At 60.5% G+C, this 20,424-nt stretch carries 16 protein-coding genes; 14 read left to right on the plus strand and 2 right to left on the minus strand.

The genetic code is table 11. The annotated features are described in order from the left end of the window. Positions 1–24: 24 nt before the first annotated feature. From U1A53_RS25345 to U1A53_RS25375, 7 genes are all read left to right on the plus strand, one after another. Positions 25–2,235, plus strand: a complete 2,211-nt coding sequence (locus U1A53_RS25345; protein ID WP_322284686.1) for a DUF1549 and DUF1553 domain-containing protein — start codon at positions 25–27, stop codon at positions 2,233–2,235. 25 nt (positions 2,236–2,260) lie between these two features. Beyond that, the gene (locus U1A53_RS25350) at positions 2,261–4,300 is read left to right on the plus strand and encodes a prolyl oligopeptidase family serine peptidase (protein ID WP_322284687.1); all 2,040 of its coding nucleotides are present in this window, start codon (positions 2,261–2,263) and stop codon (positions 4,298–4,300) included. Between the two features lie 72 nt (positions 4,301–4,372). Then, positions 4,373–6,547: a serine protease gene (locus U1A53_RS25355; protein ID WP_322284688.1), complete on the plus strand. Its 2,175-nt coding sequence runs from the start codon at positions 4,373–4,375 to the stop codon at positions 6,545–6,547. Positions 6,548–6,619: 72 nt separating this feature from the next. Next, entirely contained in the window at positions 6,620–7,162 is a 543-nt protein-coding gene (locus tag U1A53_RS25360; protein WP_322284689.1) for a type IV toxin-antitoxin system AbiEi family antitoxin domain-containing protein, read from the plus strand. Next, positions 7,149–8,012, plus strand: coding sequence for a nucleotidyl transferase AbiEii/AbiGii toxin family protein (locus U1A53_RS25365; protein ID WP_322284690.1), 864 nt, complete (start codon positions 7,149–7,151; stop codon positions 8,010–8,012). The genes U1A53_RS25360 and U1A53_RS25365 overlap by 14 nt, the downstream gene beginning before the upstream one ends. A 91-nt stretch (positions 8,013–8,103) precedes the next feature. Next, the gene (locus U1A53_RS25370; protein ID WP_322284691.1) at positions 8,104–10,389 is read left to right on the plus strand and encodes a c-type cytochrome domain-containing protein; all 2,286 of its coding nucleotides are present in this window, start codon (positions 8,104–8,106) and stop codon (positions 10,387–10,389) included. 91 nt (positions 10,390–10,480) lie between these two features. After that, entirely contained in the window at positions 10,481–11,044 is a 564-nt protein-coding gene (locus U1A53_RS25375) for a hypothetical protein (RefSeq protein WP_322284692.1), read from the plus strand. Between the two features lie 93 nt (positions 11,045–11,137). Here the strand turns inward: U1A53_RS25375 and U1A53_RS25380 are convergent, their stop codons facing one another. Both U1A53_RS25380 and U1A53_RS25385 read right to left on the minus strand, forming a co-directional pair. Then, positions 11,138–11,464: a type II toxin-antitoxin system PemK/MazF family toxin gene (locus tag U1A53_RS25380; RefSeq protein ID WP_322284693.1), complete on the minus strand. Its 327-nt coding sequence runs from the start codon at positions 11,462–11,464 to the stop codon at positions 11,138–11,140. Then, complete coding sequence (locus U1A53_RS25385; RefSeq protein WP_322284694.1) at positions 11,461–11,691, minus strand: type II toxin-antitoxin system ParD family antitoxin; 231 nt, start codon at positions 11,689–11,691, stop codon at positions 11,461–11,463. Before U1A53_RS25385 ends, U1A53_RS25380 begins: the two co-directional genes overlap by 4 nt. A gap of 178 nt (positions 11,692–11,869) precedes the next feature. Here U1A53_RS25385 and U1A53_RS25390 point away from each other — a divergent pair, with 178 nt between their 5' ends. From U1A53_RS25390 to U1A53_RS25420, 7 genes are read left to right on the plus strand one after another with little or no spacing between them, the layout of a single operon-like run. Beyond that, a complete protein-coding gene (locus tag U1A53_RS25390; RefSeq protein WP_322284695.1) occupies positions 11,870–13,246 on the plus strand; it encodes a DUF1501 domain-containing protein in 1,377 nt (458 codons plus the stop codon). An 18-nt stretch (positions 13,247–13,264) separates the two neighbouring features. Beyond that, entirely contained in the window at positions 13,265–14,596 is a 1,332-nt protein-coding gene (locus tag U1A53_RS25395) for a DUF1552 domain-containing protein (RefSeq protein WP_322284696.1), read from the plus strand. Between the two features lie 45 nt (positions 14,597–14,641). Next, positions 14,642–15,250 carry a hypothetical protein gene (locus tag U1A53_RS25400; RefSeq protein ID WP_322284697.1) on the plus strand — a complete coding sequence of 203 codons (609 nt, stop codon included), beginning with the start codon at positions 14,642–14,644 and terminating at the stop codon, positions 15,248–15,250. After that, positions 15,247–16,296: a right-handed parallel beta-helix repeat-containing protein gene (locus tag U1A53_RS25405; protein ID WP_322284698.1), complete on the plus strand. Its 1,050-nt coding sequence runs from the start codon at positions 15,247–15,249 to the stop codon at positions 16,294–16,296. The genes U1A53_RS25400 and U1A53_RS25405 overlap by 4 nt, the downstream gene beginning before the upstream one ends. A 32-nt stretch (positions 16,297–16,328) precedes the next feature. Continuing rightward, the gene (locus U1A53_RS25410) at positions 16,329–17,564 is read left to right on the plus strand and encodes a sialidase family protein (RefSeq protein WP_322284699.1); all 1,236 of its coding nucleotides are present in this window, start codon (positions 16,329–16,331) and stop codon (positions 17,562–17,564) included. Then, positions 17,545–18,600, plus strand: a complete 1,056-nt coding sequence (locus tag U1A53_RS25415; protein WP_322284700.1) for an alkaline phosphatase D family protein — start codon at positions 17,545–17,547, stop codon at positions 18,598–18,600. The genes U1A53_RS25410 and U1A53_RS25415 overlap by 20 nt, the downstream gene beginning before the upstream one ends. Then, the gene (locus tag U1A53_RS25420) at positions 18,597–20,402 is read left to right on the plus strand and encodes a DUF4838 domain-containing protein (RefSeq protein ID WP_322284701.1); all 1,806 of its coding nucleotides are present in this window, start codon (positions 18,597–18,599) and stop codon (positions 20,400–20,402) included. Before U1A53_RS25415 ends, U1A53_RS25420 begins: the two co-directional genes overlap by 4 nt. Positions 20,403–20,424: the final 22 nt, after the last annotated feature.

Consider the following 20,424-nt stretch of genomic DNA (forward strand, 5'->3'; position numbering starts at 1 on the left):
CGCTCGACGCGTAGGTTTGAGGCAATGCCAAAGAAAGCCCTCACTTCTACTTGGATGATTGCGATGCTCGCTGGAACGGGCTTCGCTGTCGAATCGTCGCGTCCACTGAGCTTCACTCACGACATCCAGCCTATTTTGACCAAGGCGGGTTGCAACGCGGGCGTGTGCCATGCGAAGGCGATCACCGGTCAGCGTGGGTTTCGTCTCAGCGTGCTCGGGTTTGAGCCAGAGGAAGACTATGAAGCCATCGTGAAGCAGGGCAAAGGACGGCGCGTATTTCCACCGGCACCGGAGGAAAGCCTGCTCATCACCAAGGGCGCAGCCATTGTGCCGCACACGGGCGGGAAGAAGCTGGAGCCCGGCTCGGAAGACTATAAGACGCTGGTGCGCTGGATCGCCGAAGGAATGCCGTATGCGCAGAAAAATGAGCCAAAGCTCAACGACATCGTCGTGGAGCCCGCTCGTGCGACTTTGAAGGTCAAGACCATGCAGCAGCTCAAAGTCACCGCACGCTACTCCGATGGCAGCAGCCGCGATGTGACGAAACATGCGCTCTTTGAGGCCAATGACCGCGCCATGGCCGAGGCCAGTGAGCAAGGTCTCGTGAAGACACTCGATATTCCGGGCAACGTGGCCGTGATGGTGCGTTTCGGCGGCAAGGTCTCGGTTTGCAGCGTGTCGGTGCCGCTCGGGGCGCCGGTGGATTCATTGCCACCGGTGAAGAATTTTATTGATCAGCATGTCTTCGCGAACTTGAAGCAGATCGGTGTGCCCCCTTCGCCGATTTGCGATGACTCTAGCTTTCTGCGCCGCATCTCGCTCGACATCGGCGGCCGTCTGCCGACCGACGAAGAAACGAAAGCCTTCCTCGCCAGCAAGGAGCCTGACAAACGTGATCGCGCCATCGAGGCGCTCCTCAACAGTCCCGATTACGCCGACTACTTCGCGAACAAGTGGACTTCGCTTCTCAAAAACCAGCGCACCGAGGCCGCCGACATCACCGCGAACTTCGCCTTCCACGCCTGGATGCGCGACAGCTTGCTGGCGAACACAAAGTATGACCAAATCGTTCGCCAGATTCTCGCCTCCACCGGCACCATCGTGTCGAATCCGCCGGTGGCTTGGTACAAACGAGTGAAGGAGCCGAATGTGCAGCTCGAAGACGTGGCACAGCTCTTCCTAGGCGTGCGCATGCAGTGCGCACAGTGCCATCATCATCCCTTCGAGCGCTGGACGCAGGCGGAGTATTATCACCTCGCCGCATTCTTCAGCCAGATCGGTCGCAAACCGACCGCCATCGCCGGTGAGGATCTCATTTTCCACAAGCGCGGCACTGCGCAGACTGAGCACCGCAAGACGCGCGTCATGCTGAAGCCTGCTGGGCTCGGCGAACCTGAAATGGACATCGCGCCCGACGACGACCCGCGTCTCGCCCTGGTCGATTGGATGAGCAAGAAGGACAACCCCTTCTTCGCCAAGTCGCTCGTGAACCGCTACTGGAAGCACTTCTTCAAACGCGGCCTCGTGGAGCCCGAGGATGACCTGCGCGACACGAATCCGCCGACGAATCCTGATTTGTTCGAAGCATTGGCCAAGAGCTTCACCGACAGCGGTTACGATTTGAAATCGCTCGTTCGAACCATCACGCAAAGCCATACCTACCAGCTCAGCTCGACGCCGAACGAGCACAATGCGGTGGATCGCCAGGCCTTCTCGCACTTCTACCCGAAGCGCATGACCGCCGAAGTGCTGCTCGACAGCATCGACATGGTCACCGGTTCCAAGACGGACTTCGCTGACCTTCCGCCCGGCACTCGTGCCATCTCACTGCCCGACAACAGCTACACCCGTGCCTCGCCGTTTCTCAAAGTCTTTGGCCGCCCCGACAACACCAGCGTCTGCGAATGCGAGCGCGTCTCATCCGCCAGTCTCGCGCAAAGCCTGCATCTCATGAACGCCGCTGACGTGAAAGCCAAGCTCACCGCCGCCGGTGGCCGCGCCGAGATGCTCACCAAGGCCGAGATGTCCGAGCCGAAACGCATCCGCGAACTCTACCTCGCCGCCTTCTCCCGCGAACCTGCCGCCGACGAAATCCGCATCGCCGAAACGCATCTGCTGAAGCCTCGCACCGACGCCACCGGCAAACCGCTCGATTCCCAACGCGCCAAACGCAACGGCTACGAAGACCTGCTCTGGGCGCTGCTGAACACGAAGGAGTTCCTGTATAATCATTGATCCTCCAGCGAAGGGCCAGCTATCCATGAAAGTGCCCATCGCGTTCTTTGCTGCTCTCATCGCGTTTCAGGCCCTGCTCGTCATGGCTGCGGACTTGCCGAAACTGCGGCAGTTGCAGACGCCCCGCGGCACGCATTTCAGCATCTGTGGCGACAAGCCAGCCAAGCCCGCGCCGACTCTGTTCATCATTGGCAATCCGATTTCCGTGATGGGGCAGGAGAACATGCGCTATCTCGTCGGCACCGGTGAGGTGCTGGCTAAGCATGGCTGGGTCTATGTGCTGCTCGACCCGGCCTGTGAAGGCTTCGATGTCAAAGAAGGCCAGCCATCGAGCCTGAGCGGCTGGGCCACGCATGCGAAGAATGGCCACGACTTCATCGGGCCATATGTGCGGAACTGCGTGGATGTGCTGGATCACCTCATCGCGAAAGGCATCACGGATGCCCGGCAAGTCGTGGTGCAAGGTGTCTCGCGTGGTGGATTCTGCGCGCTGCACTTTGCCGCGAGAGAGCCGCGTGTTCAGGCTGTCGTCGGCATCTCGCCAGTGACGAATCCGCTCGCGCTGAAGGAGTTTAACGGTGTCACCGCAGCGCAGGTGGCGGGCTTCAGCCTTGATGGCGTGATGGAGAAGCTCGCGGATCGCACGGTGTGGATCAGCATTGGAAACTCGGATGATCGTGTCAGTTCGGAGGACTGCATCGGCTTCACGCGCCGCCTTGTCGATACGACGCGAAGATTGCAGCCGAAGCTGAATCTCATTCCAGTGCATCTGCATGTCGGTGTCTCGGCGGGACATCGGTCGCCAGATGATGCGTATGTGGCTGCCGCTGACTTTTTGCTCCGTCGTTTTCCCTCCGCGCCGAGCACGGAACTGACACGCGATGTGTTTAGCGGTGACTTCCCACCCGCAAGCTATGGCAAGACCTTTGAGCAAGTGGAAGCAACGGCGCAGGAGGTGATCGAGCGCGTTTTCCGCGATGAAGACGGCATCCTGCGCAGTGGTGTGAATGGTCGCACGATGAAACCGCTGACGAACGACGAGGTGCTCGACCGCCCGCTTGGCAAAGGCGGCTACCCCGAGCACTCCGCGATGCCGGAAGCGCTGAAAGCCGTGTGGCTGAACTACGAAAACGCAGGCGAGGCCAGCGGCGCCTATTTGATGGCGCTTTGCCTGAAGTTTGAAGCCACGCGCGATCCAAAGGTGCGCGAACTTGCCCGTCGCACCGTGAATGCCGTCGTCACGCTTTGGCGGAATGCCTCGCCGCCAGCCGGGAATGGCGGCGGTGGCCGCGGCTGGTTTCCGAAGCCCTACGGCGGCATCCACAAGGTGGCGGGCATCGAGGAATGCAGCGCCGATCAGTATGCGGGCATCACGCTCGGCCTGCACGCGTATCACCGCATGATGGCCGATGCGGAGGAGAAGAAGCAGATCGAGGAGGTCATCGTCTCCTTCTCCGACTGGTGGCACGATCACGACCACAGCGGTGTCTATTTCGGCAAACCGATCTGGTGGAAGCGGCTGGAGTGGCACCCGATGGCCGCCACTTACTTCCTCTACCTCCATGCGCTGGCCGAGTCGTGGCAGCCCGGAGTCAAATCGCGACAGAGCTTTGAAACATGGCTGGCTCTGAAAGCCACGCTGCTTCGCCCTGACAAACCCACCGGCATCACCATGCACGGCCTCCCGGTTCTTTGTCTGGAGCAACTCCGCCTGCTGCGCCCCGATCTCGATGCCGTCTGGCAGCCCGCGCTTGTTCATCAGGCCGATCTGCTCGCCCGCAGCGTGGATCAAACGGCGCAAAGCAAGTATTTCGAAGTGCTCGGCTACGGCGCGGACTACCTCGCCGCCGCCCATCGCCTGCTGCCCGATGCTGGCTATGACAAGCTCGCGCTCCGCTGCCTCGAAGCTCTCAAAAATCGCGGCGACTTCTACCACATCCGCCGCGACCAGCGCATCGACCAGCTTCCTTCCCTCGTCCGTGGCGATGACTACCGCGACGTCTTCTTCTGCGAAGGCCACGTTCATTGGATGGCGGGCTACTGGCGTCACAAACTGAGCCAATAGGCAACGAAGTAGAGGCTCGTCGCACGAGTTAATCATCAAGAATTCGCCATCTCAGCTCGTAGGTTTGTGGTCATGTCATCACGTCTCATTTGCCTTTTCGCCCTCTTTGCCGCTTCCGCCTTCGCTCAGCAGGTCACGCTGCCATTGCCGCGCCTGCTCACTGTCATGCCGATGGGCGGTCAGGCGGGCACGAATGTCGAAGTCACGATCACGGGTGAAAACATCGAAGACGTGACCGAATTGGCCTTCTCCTCGCCGAAGGTCGTCGCGAAACCAGTGGTCGGAACGACGAACAAATTTGCTGTCAGCATCGCAGCGGATGCATCCGTGGGTGTTTATGATGCGCGAGTGATGTCGCGGCTCGGCGTGTCGTCGGTGCGGGCATTTTCAGTGAACAAGCTGCCGGAAGTCGTGCGCACAAAAGCCAACAACACCGTGGAGACGGCGATGGCGCTGCCTGTGGGCACGATTTGCAATGCCACGATGACCAAGCGGGCGGTGGATTTCTATTCCTTCCAAGGCGTGAAGGACAAAGCCGTCGCCATCGACTGCGCGGCGGTCGGGATCGACTCGCGGCTCACGCCAGTGCTCATCCTCGCGGATGCTAAGGGCGGCGATCTGAAAGTGAACCGCACGGGCGGCATCATCGACTTCACTCCGCCTGCGGATGGCACCTATCTCATCAAAGTGAGCGACCTCACCTACCAAGGAGGCGAGCGTCATTTCTATCGTCTCGCGCTGCAAAACTCCCCCGCGCAGCCACAGCCGCAGACGGCGACAGTCAGCTCGATGTCCTGGCCGCCAGAAGGTCTCGCCGCATCGGCTTCAGCCAAAGAAACCGAGCCGAACAACAAGGACGCGCAGAAGATCACACTGCCCTGCGACATCGCAGGCGCGTTCTATCCGGCGGCAGATGTCGATACCTTCGAGTTCACCGCGAAAAAAGGCGAGACGTGGTGGGTGGAGGTCGCCAGCGAGCGTCTCGGGCTCAACACCGATCCCTTTGTGCTCGTGCAGCAAGTCAAGGACGGCAAGTTCACCGACGTGGCCGAGCTGTATGACATCGCACCGCCGATGAAGACGACGAGCAACGGCTATTCGTATGATGGCCCGCCCTACGACGCCGGTTCGCCGGATGTGATGGGCAAGTTTGAGGTCAAGGAAGACGGCGCCTATCGCCTGCAAGTGCGCGATCTCTTCGGCGGCACGCGCACCGATCCGAACAACGTCTATCGTCTCATCGTGCGTCAGGCCACGCCCGACTTCGCGCTCGCCGCGTGGGCCATCCACATGACGCTGCGCAATGGCGACCGTGCTTCACTTTCCAAACCGATGGCGCTGCGTGCAGGCGATTCGCGTGCGTTTGAAGTCGCGGTGCAGCGCCGTGATGGCTTCGATGGCGAGATCGACATCAGCATGGAAAATCTGCCGCCCGGAGTGACCGCCGCTGGTTTGAAAATCGGCAAAGGCAAGCCCTATGGCCATCTCATCCTCACTGCGTCCAGCGATGCGAAGCGCGGCTTCTCGCTCGCCAAGATCGTCGGCAAGGCCACGATCAATGGCGCCGTCGTTGCGCGTCCTGTTCGCGTGGCGAGCATGGAATGGCCGGTGAAAGACGCGAAGGGAGAGATCCCATCCCCGCGCCTCATGGCCGACGTTCCCGTGTCCGTGACCGATTCCGAGCAGGCTCCAGTGACCATCGCACTGGCTGAAAACAAGGTCTTCGAAGCCAAGGCAGGCGAGACGCTGAAAATCCCGCTCAAGCTCACTTGGCGGAACGATTTCAACGGCACCTCGATCAAAGTGAAGGCCTACGGCGAAGGCTTCAGCGCCATCAAGGAGTTCGACATCCCGATCAAGGCCGCCACGCATGAACTCGTGCTTGACCTCGCCGCGATGAAGATCGCTCCGGGCGATTACACCTTCGCGCTGCAGAGTCTTGGCATCTGCAAATACAGCTACAACCCCGCTGCTGTGCCTTTGGCGGAAGCCGAGCAGAAGAAAGCCGAGCAACTTCTCACCGCCGCTGCCGCCGAAGCCAAAAAAATCGCCGCCACCGATGCTGAGGCCGCGAAGAAGGCCGCCGAAAAACAAAAGCAGGCCGAAGCAGCCATGACCGCCGCCTCGACACGCATGAAGTCCGTCACGACCGCTGCGAATCCGACAGACACGGTCGAAATTCTCATCTCCGAACCGATCCGTGTGAGCGTGAAGGCTGCGGCACCGACGACGGCGGCAGTGAAGTAGTCTATGAGACGCCTTGGCCTAGTGAACAACACAAAACATTGCACTTTATGCAATCTTTTGTAGAGTCGCGCCATGCAGCCGCTCAAGCAGCTCTCCGAAGTCCTCCGCTCGCTGGCGGATCGGGATCACTGTGTGTTCACGCCGTCTGACCTCGCTGCGGCAGTGCCAGAGTGCGGGCAGTTGGCGGTGCTACTATCGCGGGCGACTGCGGCGGGTGTGTTGAAGCGAATCTGCCGGGGAGTTTATCTTTACCCCGTGCCAGACTACCCGACGGGGAGTCTGCTGTTTCACGCGGCGGCACGGCTGCGCGCAGGTGAGTTCAATTACATCAGCCTGGAAACGGTGTTGAGCGATGCTGGCGTCATCTCGCAGGTGCCGATGAATTGGATCAGCCTCATGACTTCCGGACGCAGTCATGTCGTGGACTGCGGGGACTACGGACACATCGAGTTTGTGCATACAGCGCAGCGGCCGGAGGACTTGAGCGGCGAGCTGACTTATGACGCGGAGCGGCATCTGTGGCGGGCGGCGGTGCGGCAGGCATTGCGCGACATGAAGGCCACAAGGCGCAGCATGGAACTCGTGGACGAGGAGGTGGTGCGTGAGCTTGTTTGACCAGCTCGTGAATGAGGCGCTGAAGTCACGCGCTGATCTCGCAACACTGCGGCCTGTGGTTGAAAAGGAACTGCTGCATCACGACATCCTGCGTGAGATGAGCGAGGCGGGATTGCTCGCGGGGCTGACTTTCATGGGCGGGACGTGTCTGCGGGCCTGTTACGGTTCCGCGCGGCTCAGTGAAGACCTCGACTTCACCGGCGGCAGTGATTTCAAGAAGGCAGACCTCGCCGGACTCGCCCGCGTGCTCACGGAACGACTGCAAACCCGCTACGGCCTGCCCGTGAGCGTGAGTGAGCCGGTCAAAACCAGCGGCAAGGTCTCCACCTGGAAACTCACCGTCGAGACACGTCCCGGCCAGAAGCATCTGCCCGCGCAGCGCATCCACCTCGACATCTGCGCCATCCCCAGCCACGATCCGCGCCCGCAGATGTTGCGGAATCTTTACGGAGTCGATCTCGGCACCTCTGGTCTCATCCTCCAGGCGCAGAGCCGCGAGGAAATCCTGGCCGACAAGATCATCGCTCTCGCCTTCCGCGAAAATCGAGTCAAAAACCGCGACCTGTGGGACATCGTCTGGCTAGTGCAGCAAGGAGTGGAATTGCCCGCGAAGCTCATCCCGCTCAAAGTGCGGGATCACCAGCGGACGGAGGCGGAGTTCGTCAGCTTGCTGCGGGAGCGTGTGAACGGCCTGAAGACGCTGCCAGAGATGCTAGCCGACTTCGTGAAGGAAATGCGCCGCTTCCTGCCTGCGGCGATGGTGCGTGATACCATCGACAAAGAGGCCTATTGGACCTTTTTGACGCAGGTGATCGGAGAGCAAAGCGCATGTGCGCTGGCGAGTCTCTGACCTGCTACGCAGCCTCGCCAGGGCTACCCGCTGTATGGAGAGGCTGTTTCGTGACGTAGATTCACCAACGTTAATACCTCTCCGATTTCCAGTGAAGCCACACGCCCTCCTCGCTCTTCTTTGCTCCTCGACAGCCGCCCTGGCTGCCGATCTGGATTATTACAAAGACGTTTATCCCTTCCTGAAGACGAACTGCATCTCGTGTCACAACAAGACGACGACGAAGGCGGATCTAAACATGGAGACGCCGGAGTTGATGATCAAAGGCGGTGAAGCGGGCACGGCCCTCGTGCCGGGTAAAAGCGCGGAGAGTCTCGTGGTGCAGGCTTCGCTGCATCAGCATGACATGGAGATGCCGCCGGGAAACAACAAGTCCGGCGCGGTGAATCTCACGTCGGCGGAGATCGCGATTTTGAAGCAGTGGATTGATCAGGGCGCGAAGGCTTCCGTGCAGCAGGAACGCGCGGTTGTGTTGCAGGCGTTCGCGGCCAGCGTCGATCCGATCTACACCGTGGCGATGACCAAGGACGGGCGCTATGTGGCCTGCGGGCGCTCGAACCACATCTTCGTCTATGATCTGGCCACGCGGCAGTTTGTGGCGCAGATCAGCGATCCAGCGGAGAAGAATGGCGCGGCGCATCGAGCGCTGGTGCAGTCGCTTTCCTTCAGTCCTGACGGCACGAAGCTGGCGAGCGGCAGCTTCCGTGAGGTGAAAATCTGGAAGCTTGAAGCAGGCAAACCGACGGCAAGTGCCACGAAGACAGTTTCAGCTCCCGCGAGTGCCGATTTGATCAAAAAGATCGCCACCGCAGGCAAAGTGGTCGTTTTGAGCAGCGCGATGTCCGCCGATGGCAAGCAGGTCGTCACCGGTTGCGCCGATGGCTCGGTGCGTGTTTGGGATGCCGCGACGGCGAAGCAAATCATTGAACTGCGCGGTAGCGTGGCAGTGACCAAGAAGATGGCGGAACTGGACTGGACCATCGCGGCGCAGACGCTGGAGCAGGCTTTCCAGAAGAGCGAGATCGCCCGCATCGAAGCGCAGGACAAGGCGCTCGATGTGCTGCTCGGCAAGGCCAAGGAGGCCATCGTGACGATGAAGAAGGTGCTGCCAGAAAAACAAAAAGCCGTGCCGCCCACGACCGAGGCCAAAACGACCGCACAGAAGGCCGTGGATGAAGTCGCAACCAAGATCAAAGCCGTTCCTGGCGGCAAACCGGATGCCGCGCTCGACCGGGATCTCAAAACCGCGCAGGACAAGCTCATCACCGCCAAGATGACCGAAGTCTCCGCCCTCGCGGCCGTCTCTGCCGCCGAAAGCAATGTGAAGGACGCCGAGGACGACTTGAAACGCATCAGTGACTCCAAGGCGAAGAACGCCAAAGCCGTCGCTGCTGCCAATGCGGCCATCGCCACCGCCAAAACCACGCAGGACAAGTCCACCGCCGATCTCGCGGCCTTGAAGTTGGCTTTGACCAAAACAACCGCGAAGCCCATCGCCGTGTCCTTCTCCGCCGATGCGCAGCGTGTGGCGTCGATGTTTGAAGATGGCACGCTGCGTGTGTGGGCCGCCGCCAGCGGCACGCCGATCGAAGAAAGCGGCGGCAACGTCGCTGCGACCACGACCATCACTTCCGCGCTGGATGGTTCGTTCGTGGCGACGAAAGCACTCACTCAAACCGTCGGCAGCACGCCGCGCTGGACGTTGGAACGCAAGATCGACCAGAAGGGGCTCTTTGCTGATCGCGTGAACGCCGTGCGCTTCAGTCCCGATGGCAAAACGCTCGCTACCGGCAGCGGCGAGCTTTCCCGCTCCGGCGACATCATCATCTTCGACATCGCGACCGGCAAAGCCACGCAGACGTGGAAGGAAAAACACACCGACACCGTGCTGTGCCTCGATTTCTCGCCCGATGGCAAACGCCTCGCCTCCGGTGCCGCCGACAAGATCGCCCGTGTCACCGACATCGCCTCCGGCAAGCAGACGAACCTGTTTGAAGGCCACACGCATCACGTCATGGGAGTCGCCTTCCGCAGCGATGGCCGCGTGCTCGCCACCGCCGGCGCGGAGGGCACTGTTTCGACCTGGGACATGATCATTGGCGAGAGGAAGAAGAAGATCGAAGGCTGGACCAAGGAGGTCACGTCATTGCAGTTCATCGGAGCGACAAATCAGATCGTGACGAGCGCCGGAGACAACCGCGTCCGCATCGTCACCGACGATGGTGCCGAAATTCGCTCCATCGCCAATCTCCCTGACTACATGCAAGCCGCCGTCAGCGTCCCCAACGGCAGCGCCATCATCGCCGGGGGAGAAGACAGCCTGCTGCGTGTGTGGGATGGCGCGGGCAAGGAACTCGTGGCGTTTGGGGCGAAGTAGTGGTTCATGGGATCGCAAGGGTCCCATCCTCTCGCGAGGAGAGAACGCCCTTGTCCCGGCGTGCGTTTCTGCGCATCATTCAGGCATGGGAATGTTCGACACCATCCATGTCAAGAAGCCGCTGATATGCCCCGTCTGCGGTGCCGAGGAGTCCTCGCTACAGACGAAGCACTTCGACAGTTGCATGGCGCATTTCAAGATCGGCTCCGTCTTGTCAGGGTCGCCCGTGCTGATTGGCATCATCAAGGAAGCCCTGTGGTGTGATGCGTGCCACAAGGCGGGTAGGCAATCGGCGGATTCACCCGTGTATCTCATCATTTGGCACTCGCTGCTCGCCGGTGTCGAGCAGGATCTCGCAAAAGCCGAGGCACGCCTCGCCGCCGTGGACCGTCTTGACCTCATCGCCTGGCTGGATGAAGCGCAGCGAGAAGCCGCGCGCTGGTCTCGGAACTACCACAAACTCTTCAGTGATGTCTCACGCTGGCACGAGCACCTCACGCGCCCACCGGAACCTGAACCCACCGGAGCGGAGGCCGAACGCCATCGCGCCTTCCGCCGCTTCTTTTCATTGCCCGAAGAAATCCTCACGGCGACGGATCCGCTAGCCGCCATTCTGGCGGCGAACAAACAGGTGGGCGATGACGTGGAGGATTGAGGGCGCGCCATCATCGCTGGCGGCGAAGAGCCTGATGCGCGTCTGGGATAGCGCAGGAAAAGATCTCGTGGCGTTTGGGGCGAAGCAGCCTCTCTACACCAGCTTCCAACCCATCGCCGCATTGATCTTGTCCACGATCTGGCGACGGCGCACCTGTGACACTGAACCGCGTTTGCCGCTGAGTTTCGCCTTTTCCACGAGCCACAAAGCATCGCAGCGACAGAGCGTCTCCCAGTCCAAGCCATCGGCACCATTGAGACGCACCTCGGTTTCCTTGGGTGGTCGGTTGGCGCGCTGGGTGGTGCAGATGAGGATATTGACCCACTCGGCTCTGGCAACGCGGTCGGGATGCGAGACGATCACCGCTGGATGCGGCCCGGCGCCATCGAAGTCATAGGTGTAGATGTCCCACGGCTTCATACCTCATCGGGGCGCGGGACGCGTTGCTTGCGGGCGAGTTTGGTTTCCTCACGGTTGGTCTCGTTCGTGTAGAGGTGTTTGAGGGAGCCTGGCGGGTAGATTTCGCCCTCGCTTTCCTGGAGCTTGCGGAGCGCGGCGCGGACGACCTCGCTGGCATTGTTGTAGCGACCCGTGGTGATGAGCTGCTTGATGAAACCTTCAAAATGGGTGGTAAGCGCGACGTTCATGCGGCCAACTATTAGCAATAGATGTCCAGAGTCAACTTTGCCTTTGTTTACGATTCGTGATTTCGGAATCGTGCCGTGGCCCTCCTCTCTTGACGATAAACACAAGCATCGCCGAGCGTAGGTTTAGCACATGTCCTCCATTATTCAGCCCCCTTCTCTCGTTCGTTGCGCCGGTCCCATGTCGCGTCGTGGCTTCATGCAGTTCGGTTTGACCGGCATGGCGACGCTGAGCTGGCCGAGCCTGCTCAAATTGCGGGCGGCGAATGCGGCGCTGCCGAAGAGCGAGCGGAAGTCGATCATCATGGTCTGGCTGCCGGGCGGACAATCGCACATCGACACCTATGATCCGAAGCCGGACGCGAGCAGCGAGTATCGCGGGCCGTTCAAGACGATCAGCACGAAGGTGCCGGGCACGCATTTCACCGAGCTGCTGCCGATGAACGCGAAGATCGCGGACAAGTTCACCATCGTGCGCTCGATGCACCAATCCGCAGGCGGACATCCGGCGGGGACGATGCAGATGTTCTCTGGCGACACCGACACGCGTGACAAGCCGAAGCCGCGTCTGCCGGACTGGATGTCGGTGGCGCATTACCTGCGTGCCAAGGAAGGCGGACGCGCGAATCCGCTGCCGAACTACATCGGCGTGCCCGCTGCTTCACCGGAGTACTCGAGTCCGGCCTATCTTGGTGATGCTTTTGCGCCGTTCGCAGTTAGCGATGATCCGAATCGTCCGAACTTCCAGGTGCCTAACATCGGACTGGCCGACGAGTCGGAAAATCGCCGTCTTAGCGACCGCATCGTGCTGCGCAAGAGTCTCGACAAGATGGAGCGTGCGTTTGACCGCGAAGGCGAACTTGGCGCGCTCGATGAATTTGAATCCCAGGCCGCCACGCTGCTCACGAACCCGCAGACGCGTGACGCCTTTGACCTCAGCAAGGAAGATCCGGCGACGCGTGATCGCTATGGTCGGAATCGCTGGGGCCAGCAGTTGCTGCTGGCGCGTCGTCTCGTCGAGTCGGGCGTCGAAATCATCACCAGCAGCCTCAGCGGGCCGCTCTGCGGTCGCGTGAACAACTGGGACGACCACGCGGTGAACCAGCATCAGTTTGAAGCACTGCGCTTCCGCATGCCGACCTATGACCGCTGTGTCTCGGCGCTGATCGAAGACATTTACGCGCGTGGGCTCGACAAGAAGGTGCTCGTCGTCGTCACGGGCGAGTTCGGTCGCACGCCGAAGATCAGTTTCGACCGCAGCACCGGCGCGGGTGATGCCAGCGGCCCCACCGGCACGCTGCAACCCGGCCGCGACCACTGGCCGCGCGCATTCACCAACATCTGGGCTGGTGGCGGCATCCAGACCGGCGGCATCATCGGTGCCAGCGACAAGCGCGGCGAAGACGTGGTCGAGCGCCCCTGCAACGCCAGCGACTTCCTCGCGACGATCTATCACCATCTCGGCATCGACTACTCGAAGGTCACCCTCAACGACCTCAACGGTCGTCCGGTACACATCGTGGAGAACGGACGTGCGATTCCTGAGTTGATCGCATAACCACGCAGTTTTCATCCCATGAATCGTCACCGCTACTCACGTCGGGCCTTCCTGCGCGGGACAGGCGTCACCATGGCGTTGCCGTGGCTGGAATCTCACAATGTTTGGGGAGATGAACCGAAGCGCAATAAGCCCGCCAGCGAAGCACCGGTGCGGCTGGCAGTGTTGTTCTCGGGCAATGGCTTCCATTCGAAGGAATGGTGGGCCAAGGGCGAGGGCATGGCGATGGAACTCGGCAAGGTGCTCGCACCCTTGAACGGGTTTCGTGAGAAGCTGCTGTTTGTGCGCGGCTTGTATCATGAGGAAGCACGAAAGGGGAACATCCACAGCTCGCAGACGGGGAATCTGCTTTCGGGGGCGCCGATCTCCTCGGGGGGGGAGATTCGATCGGGCACCAGTTTCGATCAGCTGCTGGCGCAAACGTATGGTCGTTCGACGAAGGTGCCGAGCCTCGTGCTGGGCTGCGAGCGGTCGAATCCCTCGGTTCACAAGAACTACTCGATGCTCTACAGCTCACACATCTCGTGGAGTTCGCCGACGACACCGACGCCGCTGGAGCTTTACCCCGCGCTGGCCTTTGACCGGCTGTTCAAGGACGAGGTGACACCCGGCGACAAGAGCGTGCTCGATGCCGTGCTGGCCGACGCGCAGGATTTGCGCCGTGGCATCAGCAGCAGCGATCAGCGCAAGCTCGACGAGTATCTCGACAGTGTGCGCGATGTGGAGAAGCGCATCGAGAACGCGAGCAAGCGAGGCGAGTTGCAAGGCTGGCGACCCACGCTCGAAAAGCCGAACATCAAACGCCCTGCCGACGGCATCCCGCAGGACATCGGCGAGCACATGCGGATCATGTGCGATCTCCTTGTGCTCGGCTTCCAGACCGACACCACCCGCATCACCACGCTGAAGCTCAACAACGACCACAGCGCCCTGCGCTTCCCGAATCTTCCCAGCGTGCAGCAGGCCGGGCACGGCATCGACTACATGATCCATCACCTGCTCTCGCACAGCGACGGCGAGGATTACTTGAAGGTGAACCAGTTCTTCATGGAGCAGCTCGCCTACCTCGCGCGGAAGCTCGACGCCATCCAGGAAGGTCCGCGCACGTTGCTGGACAACACGATGCTCATGCACTGCTCCAGCATGATGGCCGGGGCGAAGCACGACAACGACCAGCTTCCCGTTATCGTCCTCGGTGGTGCCGGTGGCAGGCTCAAAAGCGGCCGCGTCCTCGACTACAAAGACAAGCCCGAGCGCCAGCTCTGCCGGCTGTTTATGTCGATGATGGACAAGATGGACGTGCGGCTGAAGACGTTTGGCGATGCGAAGATGATGCTAGAGGAAGTGTAGAAGACAGGATTTACCTGTGCGGGGCGTTTGATCAGCCCTCACACCATGCTCCGCCTCATCCTGCCTCTTTTCCTCATCACATCAGCTCTCGCTCAGACGGCTGATCCCCAACCGCTCGTCGATAAAGCCATCAACGCCGTCGGCGGAAAGGACAAGCTGCTGAAAATCTTCCGCATCAAGGAGATATTCCACTTTGGCAGCATGCCGGAGCCTGCGGAAGGCAAAAAGCGCTCCACACGTGAATCCATCCTCGAAATGCCCGGCTGGTGGTGGATAGGAAAGAAGGAACGCGCCATCGAGCCAGCCAAGGATGACGTGTGGGCCTGGACCCTCGGCATTTTGGTCGATGAGGAATCCAAGATTGAAGTCATTCCTGATCTCACTGACGAAGGAAAATCCTGCTTCGGCCTCAAAGTCAGCGGCAGCGTCATACCCGCGATGAGTTTCTACTTCGACCAGGAAACCGCCCTCCTGAAGCGCCTCGACTGGCGCGGCGACATCTACCGCTTCAGCGAGTGGAAGGAGCACGACGGCGTCAAATACGCGAGCAAGACGATCATATTCAAAGTGAAGGACAACAAACCGTGGTTCTTCCACGAAGTCACCGAGATCGAACGCCTCGCCAAACTGCCTGAAGGTCTTGCGAAGCCATGAAAACTGTTCTTTTCCTGCTTTTGGCCAATGTCGCCGTCGCAGGTGAGATCATCGTGCGAGATGTCGATTCGTTGCGTGCTGCTTTGCGTGATCTCAAATCGGGCGTCACGCTCAAAATCGCCCCCGGTGACTATCCCGGCGGTCATCACGTCAGCGGCGTCGAGAAACTCACCATCGAGGCGCTCGACGCGAAAAACCCGCCGCATTTCAAAGGTGGTGGGAACGGCTGGCAGTTCTCGCGTTGCGCGGAACTCACGCTACGCAACCTGCGTATCAGCGGGCAAACCGGCAACGGTCTCAATCTCGACGACGGCGGACAATTGGATGCTCCCGTCATGGGCATTACACTCGAACACATCGAAATCAGCGACATCGGCCCCCAGGGCAATCACGACGGCATCAAGTGCTCCGGTCTCGACAAACTCACCATTCGCGACTGCACGATCACCGGCTGGGGCGGGCAAGGGATTGATTTTGTCGGCTGTCATCACTCCTTGATCACTGGCTGCCGTTTTATCGGCAAAGAAGGCTTCACTGCGAGCGCCGCCGTCCAGCTCAAAGGCGGCACGAGCGATGTCATCGTCGAGAAATGCCGCTTCGCGAACGCGGGCGAACGCCCCATCAACCTCGGCGGCTCCACCGGCCTGCCCTACTTCCGCCCGCAAGGCGTGAAATACGAAGCCACGCGTCTCATCGTGCGCGACAACGTCATTGAAGGCAGCCCATGCGCAGCGGCCTTCGTCGGCGTCGATGGTGCGGAGTTCACCGGCAACACGATCAACTTTCCCACCAAATGGATCTTCCGCATCCTCCAGGAGACGCGCGAACCCGGTTTCGTGCCCTGTCGTAACGTCCTCATCAAAGACAACCGCATCGTCTTCCGTCGTGCTCAGGTTCAAATCGACATCAATTCCAGCGACGCCACCGCACCCGAAACCTTCCGCTTTGAAAAGAACCACTGGTTTGCCGAAGACAAGCCACAGTCATCGAAGCCGAAGCTGCCGACCGAGGAAAAGGATGGCATTTACGGCGTTGATCCACGTTAGGGACACCCGAGGCAGAGCGTTGGTTCTGCACCATGCACTTCCGATCCATCGCGGCGTTCTCGCTGCTGCTCCTCACGCCTGGGTTCGCCCAGACGAAGCTCCAAAAAGCCGACGTCACGCTCGCCCCGCCGAAGAATCTCAAAACCAAGCTCCCACCCGGTTACACGATTCCCATCGTGGACATCAGCGCGGAGAAGTACCGGCAGGTCATTGTGGATCGTGAGGCGGGGCAGTATCTCGGGCATCCGACGACGCTGCTGCTCGAAGACAACAAGACGATGCTCGTCGTGTATCCGAAGGGGCATGGCCGCGGTGCCATCGTTTACAAGCGCAGCAATGACGCGGGGCTCACTTGGAGTGATCGTTTACCGACACCGAAGTCATGGGAGACCTCGTTGGAGGTGCCCACGCTGCACCGCACGGTCGATGCGACTGGAAAGAAGCGCATCATCATGTTCAGCGGTCTCTATCCAATCCGCATGGCCGTCACGGAGGACGATGGCGCGAACTGGAGCGAGCTGAAACCCATAGGCGATTTCGGCGGCGTGGTTACGATGAGCACCGTGATCGGTTTGCAGGCACCAGGGCACTACCTCGCCTTTTTCCATGATGACGGACGCTTCATCCGCGGCGGCGAGGTGGAGAAATACCGCATCAAAAGCCCGCACTCGCCCGACTACAGCTCCTCGACGGCCAAACCGTGGCGCTTCTGGGTGTACACCACGCTTTCCACAGACGGCGGCCTCACCTGGAGCATGCCCGCGCCCATCGCGATGCTCCCCGACGCAAATCTCTGCGAACCCGGTGCTCTCCGCTCGCCCGATGGCAAGCAGATCGCTGTCCTGCTGCGTGAGAACAGCCGAAAGTACAATTCATTCGTCATCTTCTCCAACGACGAAGGCCTGAGCTGGAGCGAGCCGAAAGAACTCCCCGCCGCGCTCACCGGTGACCGCCACGTCGCGAAATACGCGCCGGATGGACGCCTCTTCATCAGCTTCCGCGACACCACCCACGTCAGCGCCACCAAAGGCGACTGGGTCGGCTGGGTGGGCAAATACGACGACATCGTGAACGGCACCGAGGGCCAGTATCGCGTCCGCATCATGGACAACACCAAAGGCCAGGACACCACCTACCCAGGCGTCGAGCTGTTGCCCGATGCCACCTTCGTCACCACCACTTACGGTCATTGGACGCAAGGCGAAGAAGCCTACGTCGTCAGTGTGCGTTTCAAACTGGAGGAGCTCGATGCCAAAGCCCACAAGTAGTCGTCGCCGCTTCCTCGCCGGACTTCCGGCTCTCGGTTTGCTCACGGCGCATGCCGCTGATGAGCCGCCGTTGCAGAACATCGTCTTTGGTTCCTGTCTGGACACGCATGACCATCCGTTGCTCGATCGTGCGCTGACCTTGCCGCGCGATCTGTTCATTTTCATGGGCGACAACATCTACGCCGACAAGGGCGGTGTACCGATGATGAGGGAAAAGTATGCGCTGCTGAAGCAGAGCCGCTTCTTTCAGAGCCTGCGCAGCCAGGGGCGCATCCTCGCGACATGGGACGATCACGATTTCGGCGAGAACGATGGTGGCGCCGGTTATCCGTTCAAGAGGGAGGCGCAGCAGGAGTTTCACAACTGGCTTGATGAAGCCGCCGACTCACCACGCCGCAAACAAGCGGGCGTCTATGATGCGCAGATCATCGGCCCCGCAGGCAGACGCGTGCAGATCATTCTGCTCGACACCCGCTACTTTCGCAGCCCGCTCAAGAAAGTGCCCAAGGAGCAGGCGATGATCGGCGGCGCCTGCGTGGCCACCGATGACACCAGCACCACAATGCTGGGTGCAGCACAGTGGCAGTGGTTGGAACAGATGCTCAAACAGCCTGCGGAACTGCGCCTGATCGTCAGCAGCATCCAGTTTGCCCCCGAGCTGCATGGCGGCGAGTGCTGGGCCAACCTGCCGCACGAACAGCAGCGCATGCTGGACATCTTGAAACGCACCAAGGCCGCCGGCGTCGTTTTCCTTAGCGGCGACCGCCATTGGTGTGAGTTCTCGAAGATCGACGGTCCCACCGGCTATCCGCTTTACGATTTCACCTCGAGTTCAATGACGCAGAAGCATCCGCGCGGCAGCCCCACTCCCAACAAGAACCGCTTCATTCCGAAAACCTACCATCTGCCGAATGTCGGCCACCTGCGGATTGATTGGGGCGCGGCCGATACCACCCTCACGTCGAAGATCATTGATGTGGACGGCCAGACACGGATCGAGCACAGCCTCAAACTCAGTGACTTGCAGATTTCATGAAGATCCTCGCGCCATTCCTGCTCGCCGTTCAAGTGGTCGCTGCTGATGTGACGCTGGTGGAGAACAACCGCACCGAGCATGTCATTTACCATGCCGTCGATGCTCCAGAAACCGCCAAACTCGCCGCGAAGGAGCTGCAGCGTGTCATTCAGCGGGCCACCGGAAGCGAATTGAGCATCACCAACGATGCGGCCGCCGCCCCGGCGATCCGCATCGTCTCCAGCAGCCATCTGCCGCACGACGGCTTCGAGATTCGATGCGAAGGCAAGAACATCATCATCGCTGGCAATGATGATCTGACTGCGACGAAGCTCGATGCGTGGTTTGTGCCGGGTCACGGCACGCTCTACGGGGCGCAGGATTATTTGGAGCGTTTCGTCGGCGTACGCTGGCTGTTTCCGGGTGAACTCGGCGAGGACGTGCCGCATCTTGACGTCCTGCGAGTAGCATTGCCGGAGCCGGTTCGTGGTGCGCCAGATTTTGCGGTGCGGTCACTGGCGTATGTGGGCGAAAGCGACAAAGGCACGCCGCAGCAGCCGAAGTCCGTCGTGCTCGACTGGATGAAGCGCCAGCGGCTCACCAATGCACTGCATTCTTTCGTCACCGGCTACGGCCATTCGTGGGACGATTACCTCACGCCCGCCGACATGGAGGCGCACCCCGAATGGAAGTCTTCGAACGGCGAAGCGGTGCGCAACGGCAAGGTGAAATTCTTCTGCACCACGGCACCGGGCTTGGTCGAAACCTTCACCAAACGCGTGATCGAGATACTGGATCGTTATCCGACCCGTGAAATGGCCTCCATCTCGCCCACGGACGGCGGCGGCTTCTGCCAATGCGAACGCTGCGCGAAACTCATCACCACCGATCCGCACGGCAAACCAAATCACGTGCTGGCAATCCTCACGTTTTACCAGCAGGTCGCCGGGATCATCCAGCGCGAGCGGCCTGGGCGTCGGCTCGGCGGCTTCGTCTATTACAACTATCAATATCCGCCACCTGAAGCGCCCACGCTTCCGGACAATCTCTCGCTCTGCTGGGCACCGCTGAACTACTATGGCTATGGCCTGCTCAAGCCGCTGTATCGCGCCGAATTCACCGCCACGATGGACCGCTGGAGCAAGATCACGCCGCATCTGTTCTACCACAACTACTCCACCTGGATGCGCAGCTTCCACGGCGCACCGCTGCCCGTGTCGCTCGACATCTTGCAGCGCGAGCTGCCCGCCGCCGCGAAGCATCATGCCTGGGGCGCGCGCATGGTCGGCAGTGCCGCGTGGGGCGTGAATGCGCCGATCAATTACATCATCGCCAAACAAATGTGGAACGCGCAACTCGATGTTAGCGCCACGCTCGATGAGTGGCTCCAACGCGCCTACGGTCCCGGCTGGCAGCACATGCGCACGCTCTACGACGAGCTGGATGCGAAGATGCTCGCACACAAAGAAGCACAGTCGCCCGTCTATAAAGGCAGTCAGTATGAAGTGAACGAGGACGTGATGAAAAGCATCTATGCGCCGCTCTTTCCCGCGCTGGAACAGCACTATCAGCAGACGCTCGCTCAATGCGCGACCGACACGCAACGCCAGCGCCTCGCCATGTTCGGCCACAACCTCACCCAGCTCCATTTTGCCCTGCGCAAAGCCAAGCTGATCCCCGATGACGCAAAATCCATCTTCCACCGCGATGACACCGCCTTCGCAAAGTTCCTCAAGGACATGGAATCCACCTTCAGTCTATACCGTGACGACCATGGCATCGACCACGGCCCGATTTGGAAAGGTGAGTGGAGTGCGCCGTGAAGCTCGTATGATTGAGTCCCCC

It is taken from the genome of Prosthecobacter sp., assembly GCF_034366625.1.
Taxonomy (GTDB): Bacteria; Verrucomicrobiota; Verrucomicrobiia; order Verrucomicrobiales; family Verrucomicrobiaceae; genus Prosthecobacter.

Coding starts and splice junctions, on each gene's coding strand:
- U1A53_RS25345 (WP_322284686.1), top strand. CDS start 25: ATGCCAAAGAAAGCCCTCACTTCTACTTGGATGATTGCGATGCTCGCT.
- U1A53_RS25350 (WP_322284687.1), top strand. CDS start 2,261: ATGAAAGTGCCCATCGCGTTCTTTGCTGCTCTCATCGCGTTTCAGGCC.
- U1A53_RS25355 (WP_322284688.1), top strand. CDS start 4,373: ATGTCATCACGTCTCATTTGCCTTTTCGCCCTCTTTGCCGCTTCCGCC.
- U1A53_RS25360 (WP_322284689.1), top strand. CDS start 6,620: ATGCAGCCGCTCAAGCAGCTCTCCGAAGTCCTCCGCTCGCTGGCGGAT.
- U1A53_RS25375 (WP_322284692.1), top strand. CDS start 10,481: ATGTTCGACACCATCCATGTCAAGAAGCCGCTGATATGCCCCGTCTGC.
- U1A53_RS25380 (WP_322284693.1), bottom strand. CDS start 11,464: ATGAAGCCGTGGGACATCTACACCTATGACTTCGATGGCGCCGGGCCG.
- U1A53_RS25385 (WP_322284694.1), bottom strand. CDS start 11,691: ATGAACGTCGCGCTTACCACCCATTTTGAAGGTTTCATCAAGCAGCTC.
- U1A53_RS25390 (WP_322284695.1), top strand. CDS start 11,870: ATGTCGCGTCGTGGCTTCATGCAGTTCGGTTTGACCGGCATGGCGACG.
- U1A53_RS25395 (WP_322284696.1), top strand. CDS start 13,265: ATGAATCGTCACCGCTACTCACGTCGGGCCTTCCTGCGCGGGACAGGC.
- U1A53_RS25400 (WP_322284697.1), top strand. CDS start 14,642: ATGCTCCGCCTCATCCTGCCTCTTTTCCTCATCACATCAGCTCTCGCT.
- U1A53_RS25405 (WP_322284698.1), top strand. CDS start 15,247: ATGAAAACTGTTCTTTTCCTGCTTTTGGCCAATGTCGCCGTCGCAGGT.
- U1A53_RS25410 (WP_322284699.1), top strand. CDS start 16,329: ATGCACTTCCGATCCATCGCGGCGTTCTCGCTGCTGCTCCTCACGCCT.
- U1A53_RS25415 (WP_322284700.1), top strand. CDS start 17,545: ATGCCAAAGCCCACAAGTAGTCGTCGCCGCTTCCTCGCCGGACTTCCG.
- U1A53_RS25420 (WP_322284701.1), top strand. CDS start 18,597: ATGAAGATCCTCGCGCCATTCCTGCTCGCCGTTCAAGTGGTCGCTGCT.